Genomic DNA, 18,251 nt, shown 5'->3' on the forward strand with positions numbered 1-18,251 from the left:
GATTTGATTGTTAGTATGCAACATGAGAAGTTACCTTTATTGATTGAGATTCGACACCTTTAATCAAAATCGGTAACTTCTTCTTTTTCAAGCTCTGTGTCAGATTAAGTCGGAACTAATACACATCAGGAATGTATAAAACTCCCCTTGTATCCAACTCCACATAAATTGTCCTTATCGCATAACACCCTGTTGCAGGCTATATTTCCATGACATTCTAAAGGCAGTATCTTTTGAATATTGCTTATACATATCCATATCTACCTTTCTCTGACGTAACATCACTTCATTCAGAATCTTATCAAAAGCCAAATCTTTGGTATGCGGATCAAGATTATTTAGATACTTGCTTTCAAAATCTGCATGTTCCTTGATCTGTTTTAATATATTCACAAACTTCACTTTTTGCTCTTCAGGTGTAGCAGCCCAACCACCGAACCAACGCTCATTAAATGTTTTAATAATTTCATCCAATGGATCTTCTTCTATTTCTCCTCCATGCGCACCACGGGGATTAGAATTTGTCGGATCTAAAATAGTTTCTTCAGAATCTAATTCAATTTGTTGATTGAGTTTTTTACGCTGCAATCCATATGAATTTAAGTCGACAGAATTTAGTAATTCATCCAATGCATCCGCTTCCGGATCTTCAATTTTAAGTTTCGGAATCAAGAATTTTAAGAACCAATACAGCTTTTCCCAAGCTGGAACTTCATACGGTAAAATTGATGCCATCTGACCATAAATCTTCACAAACTGTTTTGCTTTGATTTTGAAATCTGCTTTGTCCTCAGCACTCAATTCTAATTCTGAGTCAAAACGTGCAACAGCGACATCAATAATCGGACTCAGTTTTTCCGCATCTGCTGAATCAAAGTATTTTGTGGCAAAGTCTTCGACTTCCGATGATTCATATACCCCAACAGCATCTAACTCATCTGTTAGTTCGTTAAGTACATTAATATCGGTGGCTTGTGACAAGGTGGTCGAAGTATAGAAACGATCAAAAGATTGTTTGATATCTTCTATTTCATTAAAAAAATCTAATACAAATAAATCTTCGGTTCGCTTACCTAATTTTGGTGCAGAACGGTTTAAACGAGAAAGTGCTTGAACACATAGTACGTCAGCCAACTTTTTATCAACATACATCGTACACAACTTCGGCTGATCAAAGCCAGTTAGATATTTATTGGCAACAATAAGCAATCGATACTGATCTACATTCACACCTGCAGGTTTTTTTTCACCGACATAGCCTCGATCAAACATATCTTTAGTGTCATTGTCAGAGAAACCATTGAGAATTGATTCTGTATATTCAATACCATCAACTTTCTTCTCACCAGAGAATGCAATAATCGGTTTAAATGGATAACCAGCTTGCTCTAGAAGTCGGTCAATCGCTTTGTAATATCGGATAGCAGACTCAATATTTTGAGTCACAATCATCCCTTTAGCTTTTCCTTTTAATTTCTTGGTATTTACAACATGTTGAATAAAATGATCAAACATTACTTCAGCTTTGATATCAATCGTCTGCTGTGTTTTTTCTACATAACTTCTTAAAGTCTTCTGTGCTTTTTTCGTATCAAATAATGGATTGTCTAAAATAGACTTCTCAATCTCATAGAAACTCTTATAGGTCGTATAGTTCGACAGGACATCTAGAATAAACCCTTCTTCAATCGCTTGTTTCATCGAATACAGATCAAAAGGTTTAAATGATCCATCAGCTTGCTTTTCACCAAACTTTTCTAAAGTCGTATTCTTTGGCGTTGCAGTAAAAGCAAAATAGGAGGCATTGCCTTTCATCTTACGTGCCAACATAGCACTTAGAATTTTGTCTTGCGCATCTACACCATCACTATCTTCGTTAGCCTTCCCCATGACTTCATTCATTTTGTTATGAGCGACACCTGATTGAGAACTATGTGCTTCATCAATGATCACAGCAAAACGCTTATCACTTAAATCTGCGATTCCATCAATAATAAATGGGAATTTTTGAATCGTGGTAATGATGATTTTTTTGCCATTTTCTAAAGCAGATTTCAGCTCTGAGGACTTATGGGCATGTGCCATAATATTCTTCACCTCAGAAAACTCCTTGATGTTTTCTTTAAGCTGTTTATCAAGAATACGGCGATCTGTAACAACAATCACTGAGTCAAATAATGGATGTTCAAGTCCTCTACTTCCAGCAACTGATTCCTTTTCACAGTAAGCCTCTATCAACTGAAATGCTGCCCAAGTAATCGAATTCGACTTACCTGAACCTGCGGAATGCTGAATAAGATAAGTCTGTCCTACACCATTGATTGATACATCATGAATGAGACGGCGTACCACACTGAGTTGATGATAACGCGGGAAATAGAGATTCCTTTTATCTAATAAGGTTTTCTCATCACCGTCTAGTCGCACAAAGTGCTGAATGATATTTGCCAGACTCTCTTTTGAAAGTAGTTCTTTCCAAAGATATGCGGTTTTATGCCCTTCTTCATTTGGTGGATTTCCTGCACCTGCATTATGACCTTTGTTAAAAGGCAAGAATAAGGTATTCGCTCCATCAAGCTTCGTTGTCATATAGACTTCATCGGTATCTACAGCCATATGCACGATACAGCGTGCAAAGCTCAGTAATGGCTGTGTGATATCTCGATCTTGTTTATATTGCTTCTGCCCATGATGACGAGCATTCTGCCCAGTCCATTCATTCTTTAATTCAAAGGTAATGATTGGAATACCATTTACAAACACCACCATATCAATTTCTTGTAATGGATTGGCTTTTGAATAGCGTAATTGGCGAGTCACGCTGAAAATGTTCTGCTTGAATCGATCTTTGATCTTTTGTGAACTGCTTGCCAACGGCGCAGGGTACATCAACTGAAAATGTGCTTGATCGACAGCGAGACCTTTTTTAAGTAGATGAACCACCCCATGCTTACGGATCATTCGATCAAAGCGTTCGTAGATTTTTCTTTGCCAATCATGTGGGTTAAATTTCTGAATCTTTGCCAGTTCATCCGATTGCGTTTGCTCTAAAAACTGCCAGAAATATTGAGTATCTAAGACGTAAAGCATGTCGAAATTTGCAGGTGAACCTGATACAAAGCCATTATGAGGTAGAGCAATGTCGGTTAAACCTGCTTTAATATTTTCAAGGCATGTTCCAGTCAGTACCTTTTCAATTGCCATTTCTAAAGCACGTTCATTGGTTAAACTGACCATTAGGCAACCTCTTCTCTTTCTGGGTATTTAATTTCATCTAGTACTTGTTGTTGTGCTTTGATGATATTTTTAAACTCTTGCATTTCTTCATTTGAAGCTAATCTAGAAACTTCACCAGCTTCTAAATTTTTCTCAATGATTTCATTGATAAATTTACCGTTCTTAAACGTAATTCGAAGCCTATTTTGAACTTTTAAACTTGGCATGATCTCTCTGCTAGAAACAGATAAATAATCGAGGTCTGTGCCTGTTAAACCGTATTCTGCTGTCTGCAAGGTGTGATATAAAACATAACTTCTTAGCTCCGCATGTGTCCCACTAAGCTTTGACTTTTTGAGTAAAAAGATAAGATCATCACTTTCCTTTCTAATCTGCGCATCAGAACAATACTTAAAAATATTTGCATCAAGAATAAAATATTTTCTCCAATCATAGATTTGAGCTAAATTTTGATTCCTAATGGCATTCAGTTTTTCAAAGCTGACATCCCCTTCTAACATATCTAATAAGATTTTAAGCTGAGGGGATTTATTATTTTCAGAGACTCTATTGTGATCAAATACAGCTCGCCAATTTTCTGCTCTATCACGATATGAGTTATAGGTAGCCGAACAAAAACTTAAATTTCTTCCGCGTTTAACGAAATAGTTGTTTAAGCTGTTACCTAAGCTTAATAATGACTGATGTAGTCGATATTTCTTGTCTTTGATAAATTCATCGTCAAATAATTTTTTTGCAGTTTCAGCGTAATAAGTAAACTTGTCCATACAGATAATCTGATCATCTATCTTTGCATAATCAAGTAAAAAATCAACGCGACCGTAGAAATAGTTATGCTCTTCATATTTCTTTAATAATTCTTTCCAAGCTGTATCTTGAAGTATGAGTTTGGCTTTTTCAATCTCATGTTCAATATGTGATTTCTCAAAAGCAGTTTTACTACAAAGCTCTATAATGTTCTGATATTGGTGCAAAGTACTAATTTTATCGAGGACATTGTCATGACCAATATAAATTGCTAATTGTTCTAGTGCTTCGAGTACTGAAAGCATCAACTTTTCAGAGTTATAGTAACCCTTAGCATTTTTTACCAACCAGCCACTGATTCTGTTCCAATCCTCAAATTGATCAATATTTTGAATATACTTAGTAAAATAATAAGTGGTTGCGAAGTTCGCTTGCTCTTCATAGGAAGGCTTATCTTTACTTAATATTTCGAAGATCTTGTGTTGTTTTTGATGTGCTACAGCAAAATCTAACAGCGCTGTTAAGTTATCAATCGTATTGTTGACATCATTTGAGAATAAATCTATATATTCAGTTTGCGAAATAAATAAATTAAGTCTCAAACGACTCACTAAACTTTCTATATCTTTTTCATTCGTATAATCAGAATTTTGATTTTTGAATAAATATTTTTGATGCTCACATAGCAAACAGATTTTAAAGAAATGAATAAAACTCGCATCAAAAGATTTATTCCAGTCTTTACTAGCAGTCCAAATTAAATCGGTCCACTTTGTGTCAATACTCTGAAAAAAATGATTTGCTTTGCTTGTCTCAATTTTATTTTCAAGAAAACCCTGAAGCCATGCTTTAAAGTTTTCGAATTCTGTTAGTTGAACCCCTCTGGCATTCATTTTGATATATAGCTCATCGGTTAATGAAAACTCATTCATTGGTAGCAGATAAAAATTCAGAACTGAATAACTACTCAAACTCACCCATAATTTCTCAAGCTCATTCGCCGTCTTTGACCCTAGTAATGAATCCAACTCATCTAACATCGTTAAGATTGAAATAATGGTTGGATCTTTACGCCATACTGCTAAAAACCACGCTTCGTTTTCAATCGCCACGGAAGGCTTACCCATCCATTCCATTTCGACTAACTTCTCAACCAATTGAGAAATGAACAGCTTAGAACTTGTGCGCGTTTGATAACTGAATTTCTGTAATTGTTCTTTGATTAAATCAATTTCATTTATATTTACCTTATTTTTATTCACAAGATAACAATGTAAAAGGAACAAAGTCGTTAGACGTTGTTGCCCATCTAACAATTCAAGTGTTTTTTGATTTAAAGACCCATAGACAAAATCAAGTTCAAGCTCTTGATTTTCAGTCAAACTTTTTACTAAGGCTTGCAAAAATGCTTTACGGATTTGAGTAATCTTTGGATCATTCTTTCGACCCTGTGCGTAATCACGCTGAATTGTAGGAATAACAATATGATATTGTTCCAATGCTTTCCACAATGTCAATTTAGCCATTTTGATCACCCCTCATTTTCATCGTGAAATTCAATACCATATTGTTTAAAGCAGTCTAATAATGCTTTTTTATAGTTTTTCCTGTCCGCTATATCCCACTTCAGCATGTGGTTTACATCATCACTAAAATATTTAGAGAAGACCTGTTGTGATGCCAAAGGAATAAAGTTCGCTGTGTTAGTTTTAGCTAATTCATACAGCTCTTTTTCTGCTTGTAAAACCTTCTTTCTTTTAATAAAAAACGGATCATTCCCTATAGAGCGATTATCGCTTTCTGGTAAAAGACATAAATTATCAAGTGTCTGAATATTTTCTGAAAAACTACCAATCAAGAGTTCTAAAATTTCATTATATTCACTAAACAAAAGCTCTCTTTGTGTAGGATCAGAGACTGTCTCATATTGGCTTAATATATCTCCAAGCTTTTGTTTCAAAATACTATCTGCTATTTCTCCCAATAATGCCTTTTGCTCAGATACCCAAACCTTGATTTGATCATCCTTGCTAGACAACTCCTCACTTTTTTGGGCATGGATATGCTCAATATCCCACTTTACTTGGTTATAGCGTTTAAAAGAAAAACGTGTGTTGTGTCGCTCATATCTAAAAATATTAAATAATACGAGCATCGATTTAATTTTAGGTCGGCATGAGGTGTCATCAACATCATAGAAAACGTGATCAAAATCTAATTCTTTGGCATTATTGTCTTTCTTGAAAAGATTACTTAATTCAAGTTGGATAAAATTTTTTAGCTTCACTTCAAATTCATCTCGTTTACAAACTTGAGCTACAATCCAGATGTCTTGAATAGTTTTATATTTTTGCCCGATCAAATAGCCAATCAGATGATATAAATGATCATTTTCATACCACTCATTTAAATACTGAAACCCTGTGAGAACCTTTAGCCACTCTGTTTCAATTAAATCTTTCACATCTTGGGCTGATTTAAACTTATTGGCGTAATGGATAAAAGTTTGATGATCCACTTTCAGTTTTAACGCTTTTTTATCAGTCGATTTATCCACAATAAGATCAAAAATAAGTTCAATACGCGTGTGTTTATTGGTTTGTTGTGCTGGACTCAAGAATGCCCAAAATTCATCATTTTGTAGCGCTTGCTCTATAGCATCCCATTGATTCGCCATTTCAGTTTGTTTCTGAACTGCAAGATGATCATTCCCATAAGCTTTCGCAATTTTTTGTAAGAATAATGCTTTAATCAACTCTGCATCGGTGAGTGGAATCTTCCCCTGATTCAGTCGGCTAAAGATTTCAATAGATTGCTTTTTTGAATCTTGATCCCGATCTACACGTACAGCGTACCAAATGACTTTTGTATGATGCAGAAGCTTATTTTTCCAATGTTGTCTGTTAAATTCTGAACCCTTTTCTTCAAACCATTTTTTTACAGCTTGATAAGCCGTATAGAAGTAATAAGCATCAATCGTTGATAGGTTATTTTCAGTGAGTCCAGTTAAGTTATTTAAATGCTCTGTACTAGATTCTCTAGTCTCATAACGAAGAGAGAAATATGGTTCATTGGTTAAGTAATTCAAAATAATAAAAATTGTGGTCATCCGTTGCTGACCGTCAATGAGTTCCCAATAGTATTGGGTCCCCTCGGTCTTTCTTTTTACAACTACAGGTTGCAAGCAATAGAAATCACTTTCTTGCTTTGGTTCAAACTCATCAATGTCATCCAGCAATTCCGTAACCTGTTGTTCCTTCCATTTATAGCCTCGTTGATAACTATCAACAAAAAAATGAGCCTTCTGTAATTCACTGATGGTTTTCAATTCCAATGCGTTTTCTTTTTGTTCTAAATAAGAGATAAGTTTGCCTAGTCGATCATCTGCTATTTCAGATAAGTCCGGCTTATCCTCTAAAAGTTGGCTAATCTGTGCCAATAAATTTGCTGTATTCACCCTATACCCCCATTTTTAAATCTTTAATTCTTACTTAATCACTTGATATGCTGCATTCATATATGGTTTAAAGGCTTGCTCAAGCTTTTGTATATGTTCCAAGTGCCAAGCCGTATAACTTTGCCATAAGTCTGGGTTATGCCCTTCGGTATACAGACTAAATTCAATACGGGATGATTTCTTTGCATCTAATCTCAGCCAGTCTAAAGGCTGACCAAATTTGCGTTCAATCTCATCTTTACGCTCATAGAAAAAATCAAATAACAGTTTATTTTCTACAGCTTCTTTTTTCTCAAAAGCGAGATCTACGCGAATCGCTTTCTGCAATAAAAGAAGACGGTAAGAACATTGTGAGATCCCTGTTGCCGAGCTCAGCCAATGATCAGTCTTCGGGCTAATATTGTTATAAAGTGAATTTTCACTTTGTGAAAAATGAGTAAGCAATTGCTCCCAATATTGGTAGCGAATATTGATTTGATCGTCTTGTTTTACTTTGGCGATGGTTTCTTCATCTTCTTTTCGAGAGAGCCGCACCATATATTCCGATGCTTCAGGAACAGGAATAATTTGTTGAATATCCACTAACAATTGTTCGCCTAGTTTATAAGGTGATACCTTGACGCATTTCAGATCAATTTTACGATCAAGTAACCACAATGCGGTATTGGTCACCTCCTTACGAAACTCGCCTGCAACTAAAATAATTCGTTGGCTATTGCGTGGATTGAGTGTCGTAATCGACACGCCCATTTCCTGATGTTCTTCTAAAAAGCGTTCAATCAGTATTTTGGCTGTGTTTTTAACTTGGTCAGCGTCAAACGCATTCGGCTCTAAATCAGGATATGTCGGTCTATTCTTAAACAAATATTTTGCAAAGACATCTTCAATGTCATCTGAGGTAAACGGTGCAACATAAGACGCATATTTGAGTGCCTGCCATACAGCATCACGTCCACTGTCATCACGTTTATTTTCAATCAATACAAGTTGTCCTTTGGTGTCTAATGCCAAAAGATCAAGACGTTCACCAGTTCCATCAAAGCCATCAAATTCTTTTTGGATAATCAGTAGTTCTTCGCCCAATGCTTCAGGATGGTTGACTAACCATTCTTGCAAGTCATAACGCTCTGTCAACTGTTGTTCGCTGAGTTTCGTACCGTCTAATGGTTTCAGTTTTTTATTGGTTGTGTCTACTGTATATAAGCTCATATTCCCCCCGAAATATTAAAAAACCTAGCCAACCGAGGTTCGCTAGGTTTTATCTTTTATGCCACTTTAATTTTGCCTGTGACCGCATCATTAATGAGTGTGGTTTTATATTCCTTTAGCTTTTCAATTTGATCTTTAATATTTCCTATTAAATAACTAAATTTGATTGTTTCAGTTTCAATATACTCAGTAATCAAAGTTTGTTCTTTCAAACAAGGCATACACAAGTAACTATTTTGAATCGTATTTAAATACACACCTGGTTGTGCCGAAAAACCAGCGTTAGCCCATAAGAAGTTTTGATATTTCGGACTTCTAATAAATGATAAAAGAAAGTTAGGATTTAATACTTTCAGTTGAGTTCTTAGAGTTGCCAAACTACGCTGAGTGACAATGTCCTCTTCAAGGTTCTTTACTATTGCCGCCTTACCTAAAGTACCACCAACAATTGCTAATTGAATGTCATCATTACAAATTAAAAATTTTGAACTAATTTCTTTGAAATATTTTTGAGAAACACAACTATCATCCTCTCTAAAAACAAACTCATTATCTATAATATTTCTTACACTTAACAATCTATATCCTTGTTCCACTCTTGGGTATGACCCATGTGTTCCATCATAGATAAATTGACAAGCTCTTTTAAACTTTAAAATCTTCCAATGCTCAGGAATTTCACCAATCCATTCTACACCCGAATCTTTCATCGGTACATTTGAATCTAAACCTTGGGTCACTGCTTTTTGAATGACAATTTGCTTACGTTCATTCAGTAAAGCAATTTGCTGTTCTTTAATGACAATCGCTTGGTCTATTTCAGAAGTTTTCTGATCAAGAAAGGCTACTATTCTTTCTTGATCTTCTATTTCTGGGAACGGCAATAATAATTCAGCAAAATCAGCAAACCTAAAATCTGTAGAACGCTCTCGTATTCCTTTTGCTAGCGATTCGATAAATCCTGCTAAAGCTAAGTTTCGAAGATAATAAGCGTAATAATGAACATTAATACGGTTTTTTATGCGAGGAATACAAGCAGAATATACAGGCGTAGATTTACCATCAGAATCAGAAACACCTATTGCCCCTGCAAATGCATCCATAGCATGAATAACAAGATCACCCTTCCGTATCCCCTGATATCCATGTTCTTTTAGTGCATTAGTAAATCCGTCTGTACGTCTGTTTGATCGTAGCGTCACCTGACCATCACGAAAACACGTTACGATTCCATCATTAGGGCGTATTGGTCGATCTGCTTTTAAAAAGATCCATTTGGCTTTTTCTATTTCCCAATGTCTTGGGATGTGCCCAATCCACTCCACACCTGAGTCTTTATAAGCATCATATTTTTCAAACATCATGCTTCCCCTTAAAGACCCAAAATCTGTGCAATCAAACCATCCGCTTGCTTCTCAAGACTTAAAATATCCTGAGCTACATCTTCTAAGGAACGCAACGGCTTATGCTGGTAGAAATACTTATTAAAGCTCACTTCACAACCAATCTTCACAGAATCCAGATTAATCCACGCTTCAGCCACATGCGGTTTTACTTCATCTAAGAAATACTGATGAATCTGCTGTTTTATCGGTACTGACTCACTATCACGTAAGTCGCTGTTACTTTCATAAGTGGTAAATTCGCCTTTTTTCGCCGTTGCATAATAGCCAAAGTCAGCTAAATCATTTTCTACACAACCCAAGTGTGCAAGCAAATCGGCAAGCTCGGCTTCATTGAGCTTCACGACTTTTTTCACCACTTTTTCTGCGTTTTCGTCATACCAACTCACAGCATTTAAAATATTGTTCTTTTCAGAATTCGACAGCTTAATCTTTAACGCTTTAATTACTTCATCAACTTTCTTCTTAAAAAGGTTAAAGTCAGAAAATTCATCTGTGCCGACTTGTTGCATAATGCTTAAAGCATTGTCCAACGCTGTTTTTAAAGCATTCCAATGCTTCACATCAAATAACTTGGCTTGGGCTTTATTGTTTAGGGTAATTTCTTGCCCTTCACACCATGCCAATACATCTTTCTTAACCGCATCAAGCTTCGCTTCGGTATAGATGTCATCGCCATAGGTGCTATACATATATTCCATTGGATCAGACAAAGACTTATCAAAACGTAAGCTTTGCAAATGCTCTGCGCTAAACTGTGCTTTACGGCGGTCTGGACGCTCAATATTGACTTTGTAATAACCAAAATCTTGGTTATCAAACACTTTGCTCGCAATACCCATTGCCTCATGTTGTTCATCAAGCTGACGTTCTACATCTTGCCCTGCAAGATAGGTCTGCATAATTTCAGCAATATGTTCAGGTGCAAACTCACAGTTTTTATTTCCTAAGTTTTTACGCAACTTACGGAACATTAAACTTGCATCAATCAGCTGTACTTTGCCTTTACGGTGCTTGGGTTTATTATTCGATAACAACCAAATATAGGTGGTAATCCCTGTGTTATAGAACAGGTTATTTGGCAACTGCACAATCGCATTGAGCAAATCATTTTCGATGATATAGCGACGGATATTACTTTCCCCGCCTCCAGCATCACCCGTAAATAAACTTGAACCGTTATGAACTGAGGCAATATGACTACCAATGCCATTATGCTCAGGCGATTTCATCTTATTAACCATTTCCATGAGGAACAGAAGCTGACCATCGCTTGAACGTGGTGTTGCATCACACGATTCTTCATTACCCCAATAGTCTTTCAACTTCACCACAAAACGTGGGTCAACCACATCCGAGCCATCTTTAATATGCTTTTGCTCAGATGCCCAGCTCTTACCATACGGCGGGTTTGACAGCATAAAGTCAAACTTTGTACCGACAAATTCATCTGTAGTGAGTGTTGAACCGACACGGATATTTTCAGGGTTATTGCCCTTAATCATCATGTCTGACTTACAGATTGCATACGTCTCGTCATTGATCTCTTTACCGTACAAAAGCACGTCACGGTTGCCTTTTTCCACGGCATAACGTTCATCAATAAAGTTTTGAGATTCAGTCAACATCCCACCTGAACCGCATGCAGGGTCATAAACCGTAATGGTTAAAGGTAATTTCTCTTGAATTGGGTCAAAGACAAAATGCGTCATTAACTCAATCACTTCGCGTGGGGTAAAGTGCTCACCCGCCTCTTCGTTATTTTCTTCGTTAAATTTACGAATTAATTCCTCAAAGACATAACCCATGCCTAAGTTGGTCAATGCAGGTAAACGGTAGCCGTCTGGGTCTAATGCATCTTCAGGGGTTAAGTTGATGTACGGTGATAAGAACTTCTCGACCACATCTAACAGCACATTTTTATGTGACATGTGGCGAATTTGAGTATAGAGATTAAAGCATTGAATGATTTCTTTAACGTTATCGCTAAAACCATCTAAGTATTCTTCGAAGTTTGCTAATAAAATTTCAGGGTTATTCGATGCCGCTGTGTAGAGTGAACGTAATGTCCACTTTGATGTGTTATAAAACACATAACCTGATGCTTCTTTTAGAGCTACATCATCAAACTCAGTGAGTTCCATTTCGACTTGTTGATATCGTACTTCTTCAACTACTGAATCTTTAGTTGGTTCTAAAAGTGTATCTAAACGGCGTAATACCACCATCGGTAGAATTACATCACGATATTTACCGCGTACATAAACATCTCGAAGACAATCATCAGCGATTGACCAGATAAATGAAACCAATTTGTTATGTACTGAATGATCCATAAGAACCCAAAATAAAGCGTAAATTTTTAATGCCCGTATTTAACACTATTTTAAAGTCGTATGGCAGTGTATATATGGGTAACTTAAGGGTACTAGACCAAACCTTGTCGCTTAACTAACTTACTGATCAATCGAATAGAAAGGTATCTCGTGGATTTAATGCAATTTAATTTTCAAATCTTGATGAAATTTGATTGTAATATGGGAAAAAACTTAGAACAAGCGGTCAAAAAAGCTAGTCAGATTGAAAAAGAAATGAGCATATCTGAATTAAAAGGACTGCTCTGTGATGCTTTAGGTCTTCAAGTTTTAGACAGTCATTCCAGCCAAATGGCTGATCAAGCTGAAGAACTCAAGCTCAGCTTTGCCTATATCCTGAAATGCCTATCCCTCTACCCCTTAAAAGAAGACATTTATAAAAATTGGAATAAGCATGTCGAGCTATTCGATCAAGCTGAATTAGCAAGTTTTTCAGAAGAAAGTGTCGTTGCGTTGCATCACTTCATTCAAAGCATTGTCAGCTCAGGTCATGAACACAGTTATTTATCGCTCGAAAAGATGAGCCAACCTGCACATCTCATCATGTTGCTCTTGATTCATCTCGATACCATTACTACCTTAGACAGTAAAATGCAGCCGCTCTGCTTTAATCAGTTGTTTAAATTTAGATTCAAAAACAAAAAAAAGCGTTATAGTCCATCGAATAGCTTTTCAGAATTTCTCGTCTATTTGGTAACTTCATTATCAGTAAAAAATCCTTTAGACGAAGTTCCGTCAATAAGTGCACTTGAAAGTTATCCCATCAATACATTATTTAAAGATCAAGACAACATAGATGAAAATGAAGAGCATCCAAATATAAAAAAAATACGTCAACTGATTAAAAAAATGAGAGCTGAAGATCGATTCTGCTACTTAACAGATATCGACCTATTTTTTAAATTTCCTTGTGATGTTAGTAAGTTCTTTAGCGGTGAAAACTATGAAAAAGTTGCAGAGTCGAATGCTCGTTTTTTAATTTCACGAACCGTCAATGATAATGATCCCGTTACCTTCAACGATATGAATGCACTGTGGCTGATTTACTACTTCCAATTCCTTGTCTACGAAGGACAGAAAATGAATGCTCCTGATGTTCTACAAGGACTCTGCTCTACTCGTGAGTTTATGGATTTATGGAAAATGTTTTATGCACACAATAGCAAAAAGGCCACTTTTCAGTGGCCTGCTCAATTTGATGATGTAGCTAAGGTCACTTAGACATTGTTGTAGCGACCTAAACCTGAAGGATTGCCTGTCTTACTCGGCCAACCACCTCCGAAACGAATTTCCTCAAAGAAATTTACGGCGTCTTCATAATCAGTCTGTAACCACAAAGGAGAGTCCACATGTGATTTTCTAATCTGTCGCCAAGCATTGTCTTCAAAGGCACAACTAGCGCTTGGGTTGAAATTATGCTCAGGACGAATGATAAAGCTCCAATCATCCTTTTCTGTACCAATTTCTAGCCCAATGTTTAAAGCCCGAACGGTTCTAAACACATTAATCACACAGCCAAGCCCCAATGCGTATATAGGCTGTTTTAATAGCACAACTGATGCACCTAAGATGTGCTCAACTTCAGCAACAGTTTTAGGTTCGTACAAATATTTGTCATTTGCTTCAGAGACCAATAATTTAATTTTCAGATGATCTCTCATTTATGTGGTGGATTATTATCACGACCACCGCCCGAAGGATTTCCTGTGGTACTTGGCCAACCTGCTTTACTCATTATGTTTTTCCTTATTTCATGTTAATTCAGCCTCATATCGAGCTGATAGATACATTATGGAAGAAGTATTTCTTTGATTTTGCCGGAAACACAGCAATTTAGATTAAAAATCAAACAAGTGAATTTCACATATCATTTTGTTTATTTTTCTATGCAAGCCTATACCAATCACATTCCGCAGCCTGATTTGAATAACATGCTTTATTTATTTGTAACTTTACAATAAATGAGAAGTCCTTCGGTATAGTTGCAATTGTCACCGCTGTACTTACACGAAAACAACTTTTTACTGGAACTTTTTTCTCAACAGCCAGTTTTAGCTGAGAAACGAACATATTTCCATGTGCCTAAATTCCTCATATTTTAGATCAGTCTACTAAAAAAATAAGGGAGCTTTTGCTCCCTTCTATTCACGACTCGCCAACTTACTTTCAATCCATTGGTTAATTTCATAAGCTGACCAGCCGATACGGTTTTGAGTGATTTTTACTCTCTTTGGGAAAGTTGGATCATAGTACGGTGAGAATTCGTCCATCATTTCATATATCGTTGAACGACCTACACCGACAAATTTAATGACTTCCTTAATACTAATCAGTTGATTCATTTGAAAAGTTTCACCAACAAACGCATTCATGACATTTACTCCTGATCATTGATGCGAGCGGGTATTCGCTCAAATGATAGGGACTCGGTATAAAATTTTACATTTATGATTTCACGGCCTGAACCGATTGTTGCAACCCCACCTGAATACCTTGAGCTTGCGTTAAGTCATGAGTTTGTTTCCTATCCTGCCGTTCTGAGCTTTCAGTATAAAATTCATCAATAATTTCAATCCCCTCCTCTCCATCTACTTCAAACCGCGCATTCCCATAGCCCTGTAAAGCGGCCTGATCTAAAGCCACTTGGTTAAAACCACACAGCTTACTTTTCTGGTCAATTTCTTTAGCGGTTTGAATTGCCTCTTGCAAATGGATGCCCTCACGGAGTGCTAAGTCCACGTAATACACTGGGGTGCGATAACTTTGAGTAGTGCTCTTGCCTCTCAGTGTGAGTTGTAGCGGTAAACAAGACAGCAATCCATTCGATGCTGCATGGTAGTAGCTGAGTCTTGCTGTCAGAGTACGGATACTATTAAAACCAGTCGTTCTAAAAACGAAAGTCCCGAATTCATCTGAGTCATCGAGATTCACATAGAGACGACCATAAGGCTTACACAGCTCACCTTGTGCCAAAGGACATAAATTAGGAGATGGACAATGGTGATGTTCAACGCCTTGATTGGTTAAGCGCTGACAAGTTTCACCATTACCTATACAAACGGGACGTCCTGTTTGTCGGTCAAATAAACTGTACTCTGCACGTAGATTTAATTCAGGATCATTAAAGATCATCCGTACTGGTATTGAACGAAGTTTCTGATTGGGTGCTTTGGCTCTAAGTTGTTCATCTAAAGGATGTTTCACCCACCCATCCTTATTTTGGATTTGGGAGGTCAAGGTAAATTGATCATCCTTTTCAGGGACGCGTTTGCCATTCTTCTCGACCATCTTGCCAATACTGATTCGTCCGAGTATTGGCGGTGTAATGGCTAGACCTTTAATCATGGTAATTTCCTCTTTGGTTTAAATATGTTGTTTGCTTAAAATGAAATGGGCATAAAAAACCCCATGTGCTGAGGCATGGGGTTTTTAGGTTGGTTAGGTGCTTCAATATTGAGTGGCTAAATGATTTGTCTAGGCTATGTCGCCTTCAATCATCATTGGTATAAATATTGAAGCGCCGTGTACCCTGCTTGTTTTGTGGGTACTGACTGAGATATTCAGGGTGTGACTTAAGCAGAGTCTTTGTGTCTAAACTGATTGAGTCTTTCGACTTCCTCCATGTCACGGAACCCGTTTTAAAGGTCGCTCGTTCAGCGTTTTGCATCTGGCCTTGCAGTTGGTGTTTGAGTAGGTCAAATTGCTGTTGATATTTCTCAACTTGATTGCGCACTCGAATCAGTTGTTCAAACTGTTGATTGGCATCTTCATTTTCAGAAAGATCTGTTGTGCTTAAGGGGATATGTTCAGGATAAAGTAGCTGTAGGGCTTTGGCTGCCGATTCACTGGCATCCGCTTCAGGTGGCGTATCCTTTTTCACACAATCCCAGAAGTAACGTTCAGCATTAATGATGTGTTGAATCACAGACTCAGAACGTGTCACTTTAAAAATGCAGGCTTCATGTCCACAGATCAGCACACAGATATGTGCTGCTTGCTTACCTGTGACTGCCAATTGATGTTGTACTTGGCAAAGCACATATAAAGGCACACCATCTCGCCACAGCTTGGCACCATACTCACCTGCGGTTTTACACTCCAGTATTTGTACATCGGCATCTCCAACAACTGAGTAATCCAAGTTAGCCAACATGAAATTTTTGTCTGGATCAGGGTGTTGTAATACGGCATTGACCCGACGGACTTTATAGTTCGTATGCATGCTGTAGTATTCCGCAACTAAAGGCTCAAGCCTTTTCCCCCAGTACAAGGGTGCATGGCCTTCACTTTCATCTTCTATATTTTGTTGAATCCGTCCTGTCTTAATCATCCACAGTTCCAACATCGACATATAAGGATTGAGACCACAAGCTGCGGCACAGTCACTGCTGCCAATACCCTTGCGTCTGACTTCCAGCCATTCGGCTTGAGTCATATTTTTAGTCTCTACGAAACGTTTTGCTGTAAACAGTTTTGGGCGATTGGTTTGGATATTCAGTGTGGCGTTGTTTGGATGAATTACGGCTGAGTTCATAGCGATTTCCTGTCATTTTTGAATTTTGGGCATAAAAAAAGCCGTGTCCGTAGACACAGCTTTTAAATAAAAAGAGTTAAGTTTTTGTAATGTTGAGCGTTTCAGTATTGCGATGAGTCCGCTTAGGCTAATCAATAGATGCTTTGAAATTAAGCCAACATGCGTAAAGCTTGTTCCAGTCCACGTTGCTTAAGCCCTGCTCCAGCACCAAACCATGCAGAGTCCAGACGGTGATCTTGACTCATGGCACGACGTTCATGATCGGCAAATTCCGTAATTGAGCATAACAATCCATAAGTGGTATCTTTGGCTGAACTGAGTTCTGCCCCACGACCATGCCCATTAAACATGGTCATAACTTTAGACATGGCGCGTCCATTCGGTTCAGTTTTGTTGTCTGGTTTAGTGGGTTGGCCCCCTTGCGCTGCCACATTACGGTAAAACTGAATAATCCCCTCATCTTGTTCCGCATTGCTTAGACTGGTGTTGTTAAACACCGCATCAAAATAAGCTGCTGCTTCAGTCTGCGTGACTTTCCGTTGGCTCAGTTGTTTCATTTCATACATGTGTTCATCCCATGCACGCACTGAAATCCCCAGTTGCTGTTTAATCTTCTGTGCATCAAACTTGGTACTGTGCGGCACTTTGACCACACCCGCACTGCTGTTCTGACCTTTTAAGGCAATCGCCAAGGTGTTGTTACACACTACTCGAATACTGGTAAATTGAGCGGTGGTTGCAAGGGTTCCATCACACGCCGTAGCCAATAAAATATAGCCATTACTAACATCCTTACTCTTTAAAGCCGAAGTCTGCCCTGTTCGTGCCAATGCCCAGAACTTCTTGCCGCCTTTAAGTACCCCTGCGGTTTCTAGTTCAAAGCCCGATTGTTCGGTCAGATCACGATAAAACTCTAAAATCTGTTTAGGCTGGACTTCTTGATAACGCTGACTGACCACAGACAATGGTGCATGGGTATCAGAACGATACAGCACTCGCTGTTCCTCATAAGGCATAATGATGCTTTGCCCACGATCATTTTTAGCCATAAAGCTGACATCTGAAGATTCAATGCGCCAGTCCATGCCAGCCTGCTGTGCCCAGACTTCAATGGGTTGGTTTTGGGTCAGTTGATTACCTAAGCCATGCCAAGGGGTTTGGCCGACATAAGCCATTTGTTCAAGTTGATGTGCCATGTCATTCTCCTAATTGAGTGGATATCTTCATGGCAATAATATGTATCTGAAATAATCTGCAATGTGCCTATAAGGGCAACATTGCAGACACTG

12 protein-coding genes are annotated in these 18,251 nt (G+C 37.7%); 1 reads left to right on the forward strand and 11 read right to left on the reverse strand.

Features of this window, described 5'->3' with window-relative positions; genetic code table 11:
* Window positions 1-174: 174 nt before the first annotated feature.
* The 6 genes from KVY11_RS14520 to KVY11_RS14545 are packed head-to-tail and all read right to left on the reverse strand — an operon-like array spanning window position 175 to window position 12,389.
* The gene (locus tag KVY11_RS14520) at window positions 175-3,237 is read right to left on the reverse strand and encodes a type I restriction endonuclease subunit R (RefSeq protein WP_218289340.1); all 3,063 of its coding nucleotides are present in this window, start codon (window positions 3,235-3,237) and stop codon (window positions 175-177) included.
* Complete coding sequence (locus KVY11_RS14525) at window positions 3,237-5,510, reverse strand: DUF262 domain-containing protein (RefSeq protein ID WP_218289341.1); 2,274 nt, start codon at window positions 5,508-5,510, stop codon at window positions 3,237-3,239. The genes KVY11_RS14520 and KVY11_RS14525 overlap by 1 nt, the downstream gene beginning before the upstream one ends.
* Window positions 5,511-5,515: 5 nt before the next feature.
* Window positions 5,516-7,441 (reverse strand): DUF262 domain-containing protein, encoded by a 1,926-nt coding sequence (locus tag KVY11_RS14530; protein ID WP_218289342.1) that lies wholly within the window; start codon window positions 7,439-7,441, stop codon window positions 5,516-5,518.
* A 30-nt stretch (window positions 7,442-7,471) separates the two neighbouring features.
* Window positions 7,472-8,650 carry a DUF4268 domain-containing protein gene (locus KVY11_RS14535; protein WP_218289343.1) on the reverse strand — a complete coding sequence of 393 codons (1,179 nt, stop codon included), beginning with the start codon at window positions 8,648-8,650 and terminating at the stop codon, window positions 7,472-7,474.
* A 56-nt stretch (window positions 8,651-8,706) separates the two neighbouring features.
* Complete coding sequence (locus KVY11_RS14540; protein WP_218289344.1) at window positions 8,707-10,014, reverse strand: hypothetical protein; 1,308 nt, start codon at window positions 10,012-10,014, stop codon at window positions 8,707-8,709.
* Between the two features lie 8 nt (window positions 10,015-10,022).
* Window positions 10,023-12,389 (reverse strand): class I SAM-dependent DNA methyltransferase, encoded by a 2,367-nt coding sequence (locus KVY11_RS14545; protein ID WP_218289345.1) that lies wholly within the window; start codon window positions 12,387-12,389, stop codon window positions 10,023-10,025.
* A gap of 150 nt (window positions 12,390-12,539) precedes the next feature.
* Here KVY11_RS14545 and KVY11_RS14550 point away from each other — a divergent pair, with 150 nt between their 5' ends.
* Window positions 12,540-13,649 (forward strand): hypothetical protein, encoded by a 1,110-nt coding sequence (locus KVY11_RS14550; protein ID WP_218289346.1) that lies wholly within the window; start codon window positions 12,540-12,542, stop codon window positions 13,647-13,649.
* Here KVY11_RS14550 and KVY11_RS14555 read toward each other — a convergent pair.
* From KVY11_RS14555 to KVY11_RS14575, 5 genes are all read right to left on the reverse strand, one after another.
* Window positions 13,646-14,089, reverse strand: coding sequence for a hypothetical protein (locus KVY11_RS14555; RefSeq protein WP_218289347.1), 444 nt, complete (start codon window positions 14,087-14,089; stop codon window positions 13,646-13,648). The genes KVY11_RS14550 and KVY11_RS14555 overlap by 4 nt on opposite strands.
* A gap of 480 nt (window positions 14,090-14,569) precedes the next feature.
* On the reverse strand, window positions 14,570-14,800 hold the full coding sequence (locus tag KVY11_RS14560; RefSeq protein WP_218289348.1) for an AlpA family transcriptional regulator: 231 nt from the start codon (window positions 14,798-14,800) through the stop codon (window positions 14,570-14,572).
* Between the two features lie 73 nt (window positions 14,801-14,873).
* A complete protein-coding gene (locus KVY11_RS14565) occupies window positions 14,874-15,773 on the reverse strand; it encodes a hydrolase or metal-binding protein (RefSeq protein ID WP_218289349.1) in 900 nt (299 codons plus the stop codon).
* Between the two features lie 145 nt (window positions 15,774-15,918).
* Entirely contained in the window at window positions 15,919-16,962 is a 1,044-nt protein-coding gene (locus KVY11_RS14570; RefSeq protein ID WP_218289350.1) for a YqaJ viral recombinase family protein, read from the reverse strand.
* A gap of 149 nt (window positions 16,963-17,111) precedes the next feature.
* The gene (locus KVY11_RS14575) at window positions 17,112-18,158 is read right to left on the reverse strand and encodes a DUF932 domain-containing protein (RefSeq protein ID WP_218289351.1); all 1,047 of its coding nucleotides are present in this window, start codon (window positions 18,156-18,158) and stop codon (window positions 17,112-17,114) included.
* Window positions 18,159-18,251 lie beyond the last annotated feature (93 nt).

Source organism: Acinetobacter sp. CWB-G5 (assembly GCF_019209785.1).
Taxonomy (GTDB): Bacteria; Pseudomonadota; Gammaproteobacteria; order Pseudomonadales; family Moraxellaceae; genus Acinetobacter; species Acinetobacter johnsonii.

Bases quoted from the DNA above. Each gene is read 5' to 3' on its own strand.
- KVY11_RS14520 (WP_218289340.1), bottom strand. From the start codon at position 3,237: ATGGTCAGTTTAACCAATGAACGTGCTTTAGAAATGGCAATTGAAAAG.
- KVY11_RS14525 (WP_218289341.1), bottom strand. From the start codon at position 5,510: ATGGCTAAATTGACATTGTGGAAAGCATTGGAACAATATCATATTGTT.
- KVY11_RS14535 (WP_218289343.1), bottom strand. From the start codon at position 8,650: ATGAGCTTATATACAGTAGACACAACCAATAAAAAACTGAAACCATTA.
- KVY11_RS14540 (WP_218289344.1), bottom strand. From the start codon at position 10,014: ATGATGTTTGAAAAATATGATGCTTATAAAGACTCAGGTGTGGAGTGG.
- KVY11_RS14545 (WP_218289345.1), bottom strand. From the start codon at position 12,389: ATGGATCATTCAGTACATAACAAATTGGTTTCATTTATCTGGTCAATC.
- KVY11_RS14555 (WP_218289347.1), bottom strand. From the start codon at position 14,089: ATGAGAGATCATCTGAAAATTAAATTATTGGTCTCTGAAGCAAATGAC.
- KVY11_RS14560 (WP_218289348.1), bottom strand. From the start codon at position 14,800: ATGAATGCGTTTGTTGGTGAAACTTTTCAAATGAATCAACTGATTAGT.
- KVY11_RS14565 (WP_218289349.1), bottom strand. From the start codon at position 15,773: ATGATTAAAGGTCTAGCCATTACACCGCCAATACTCGGACGAATCAGT.
- KVY11_RS14570 (WP_218289350.1), bottom strand. From the start codon at position 16,962: ATGAACTCAGCCGTAATTCATCCAAACAACGCCACACTGAATATCCAA.
- KVY11_RS14575 (WP_218289351.1), bottom strand. From the start codon at position 18,158: ATGGCACATCAACTTGAACAAATGGCTTATGTCGGCCAAACCCCTTGG.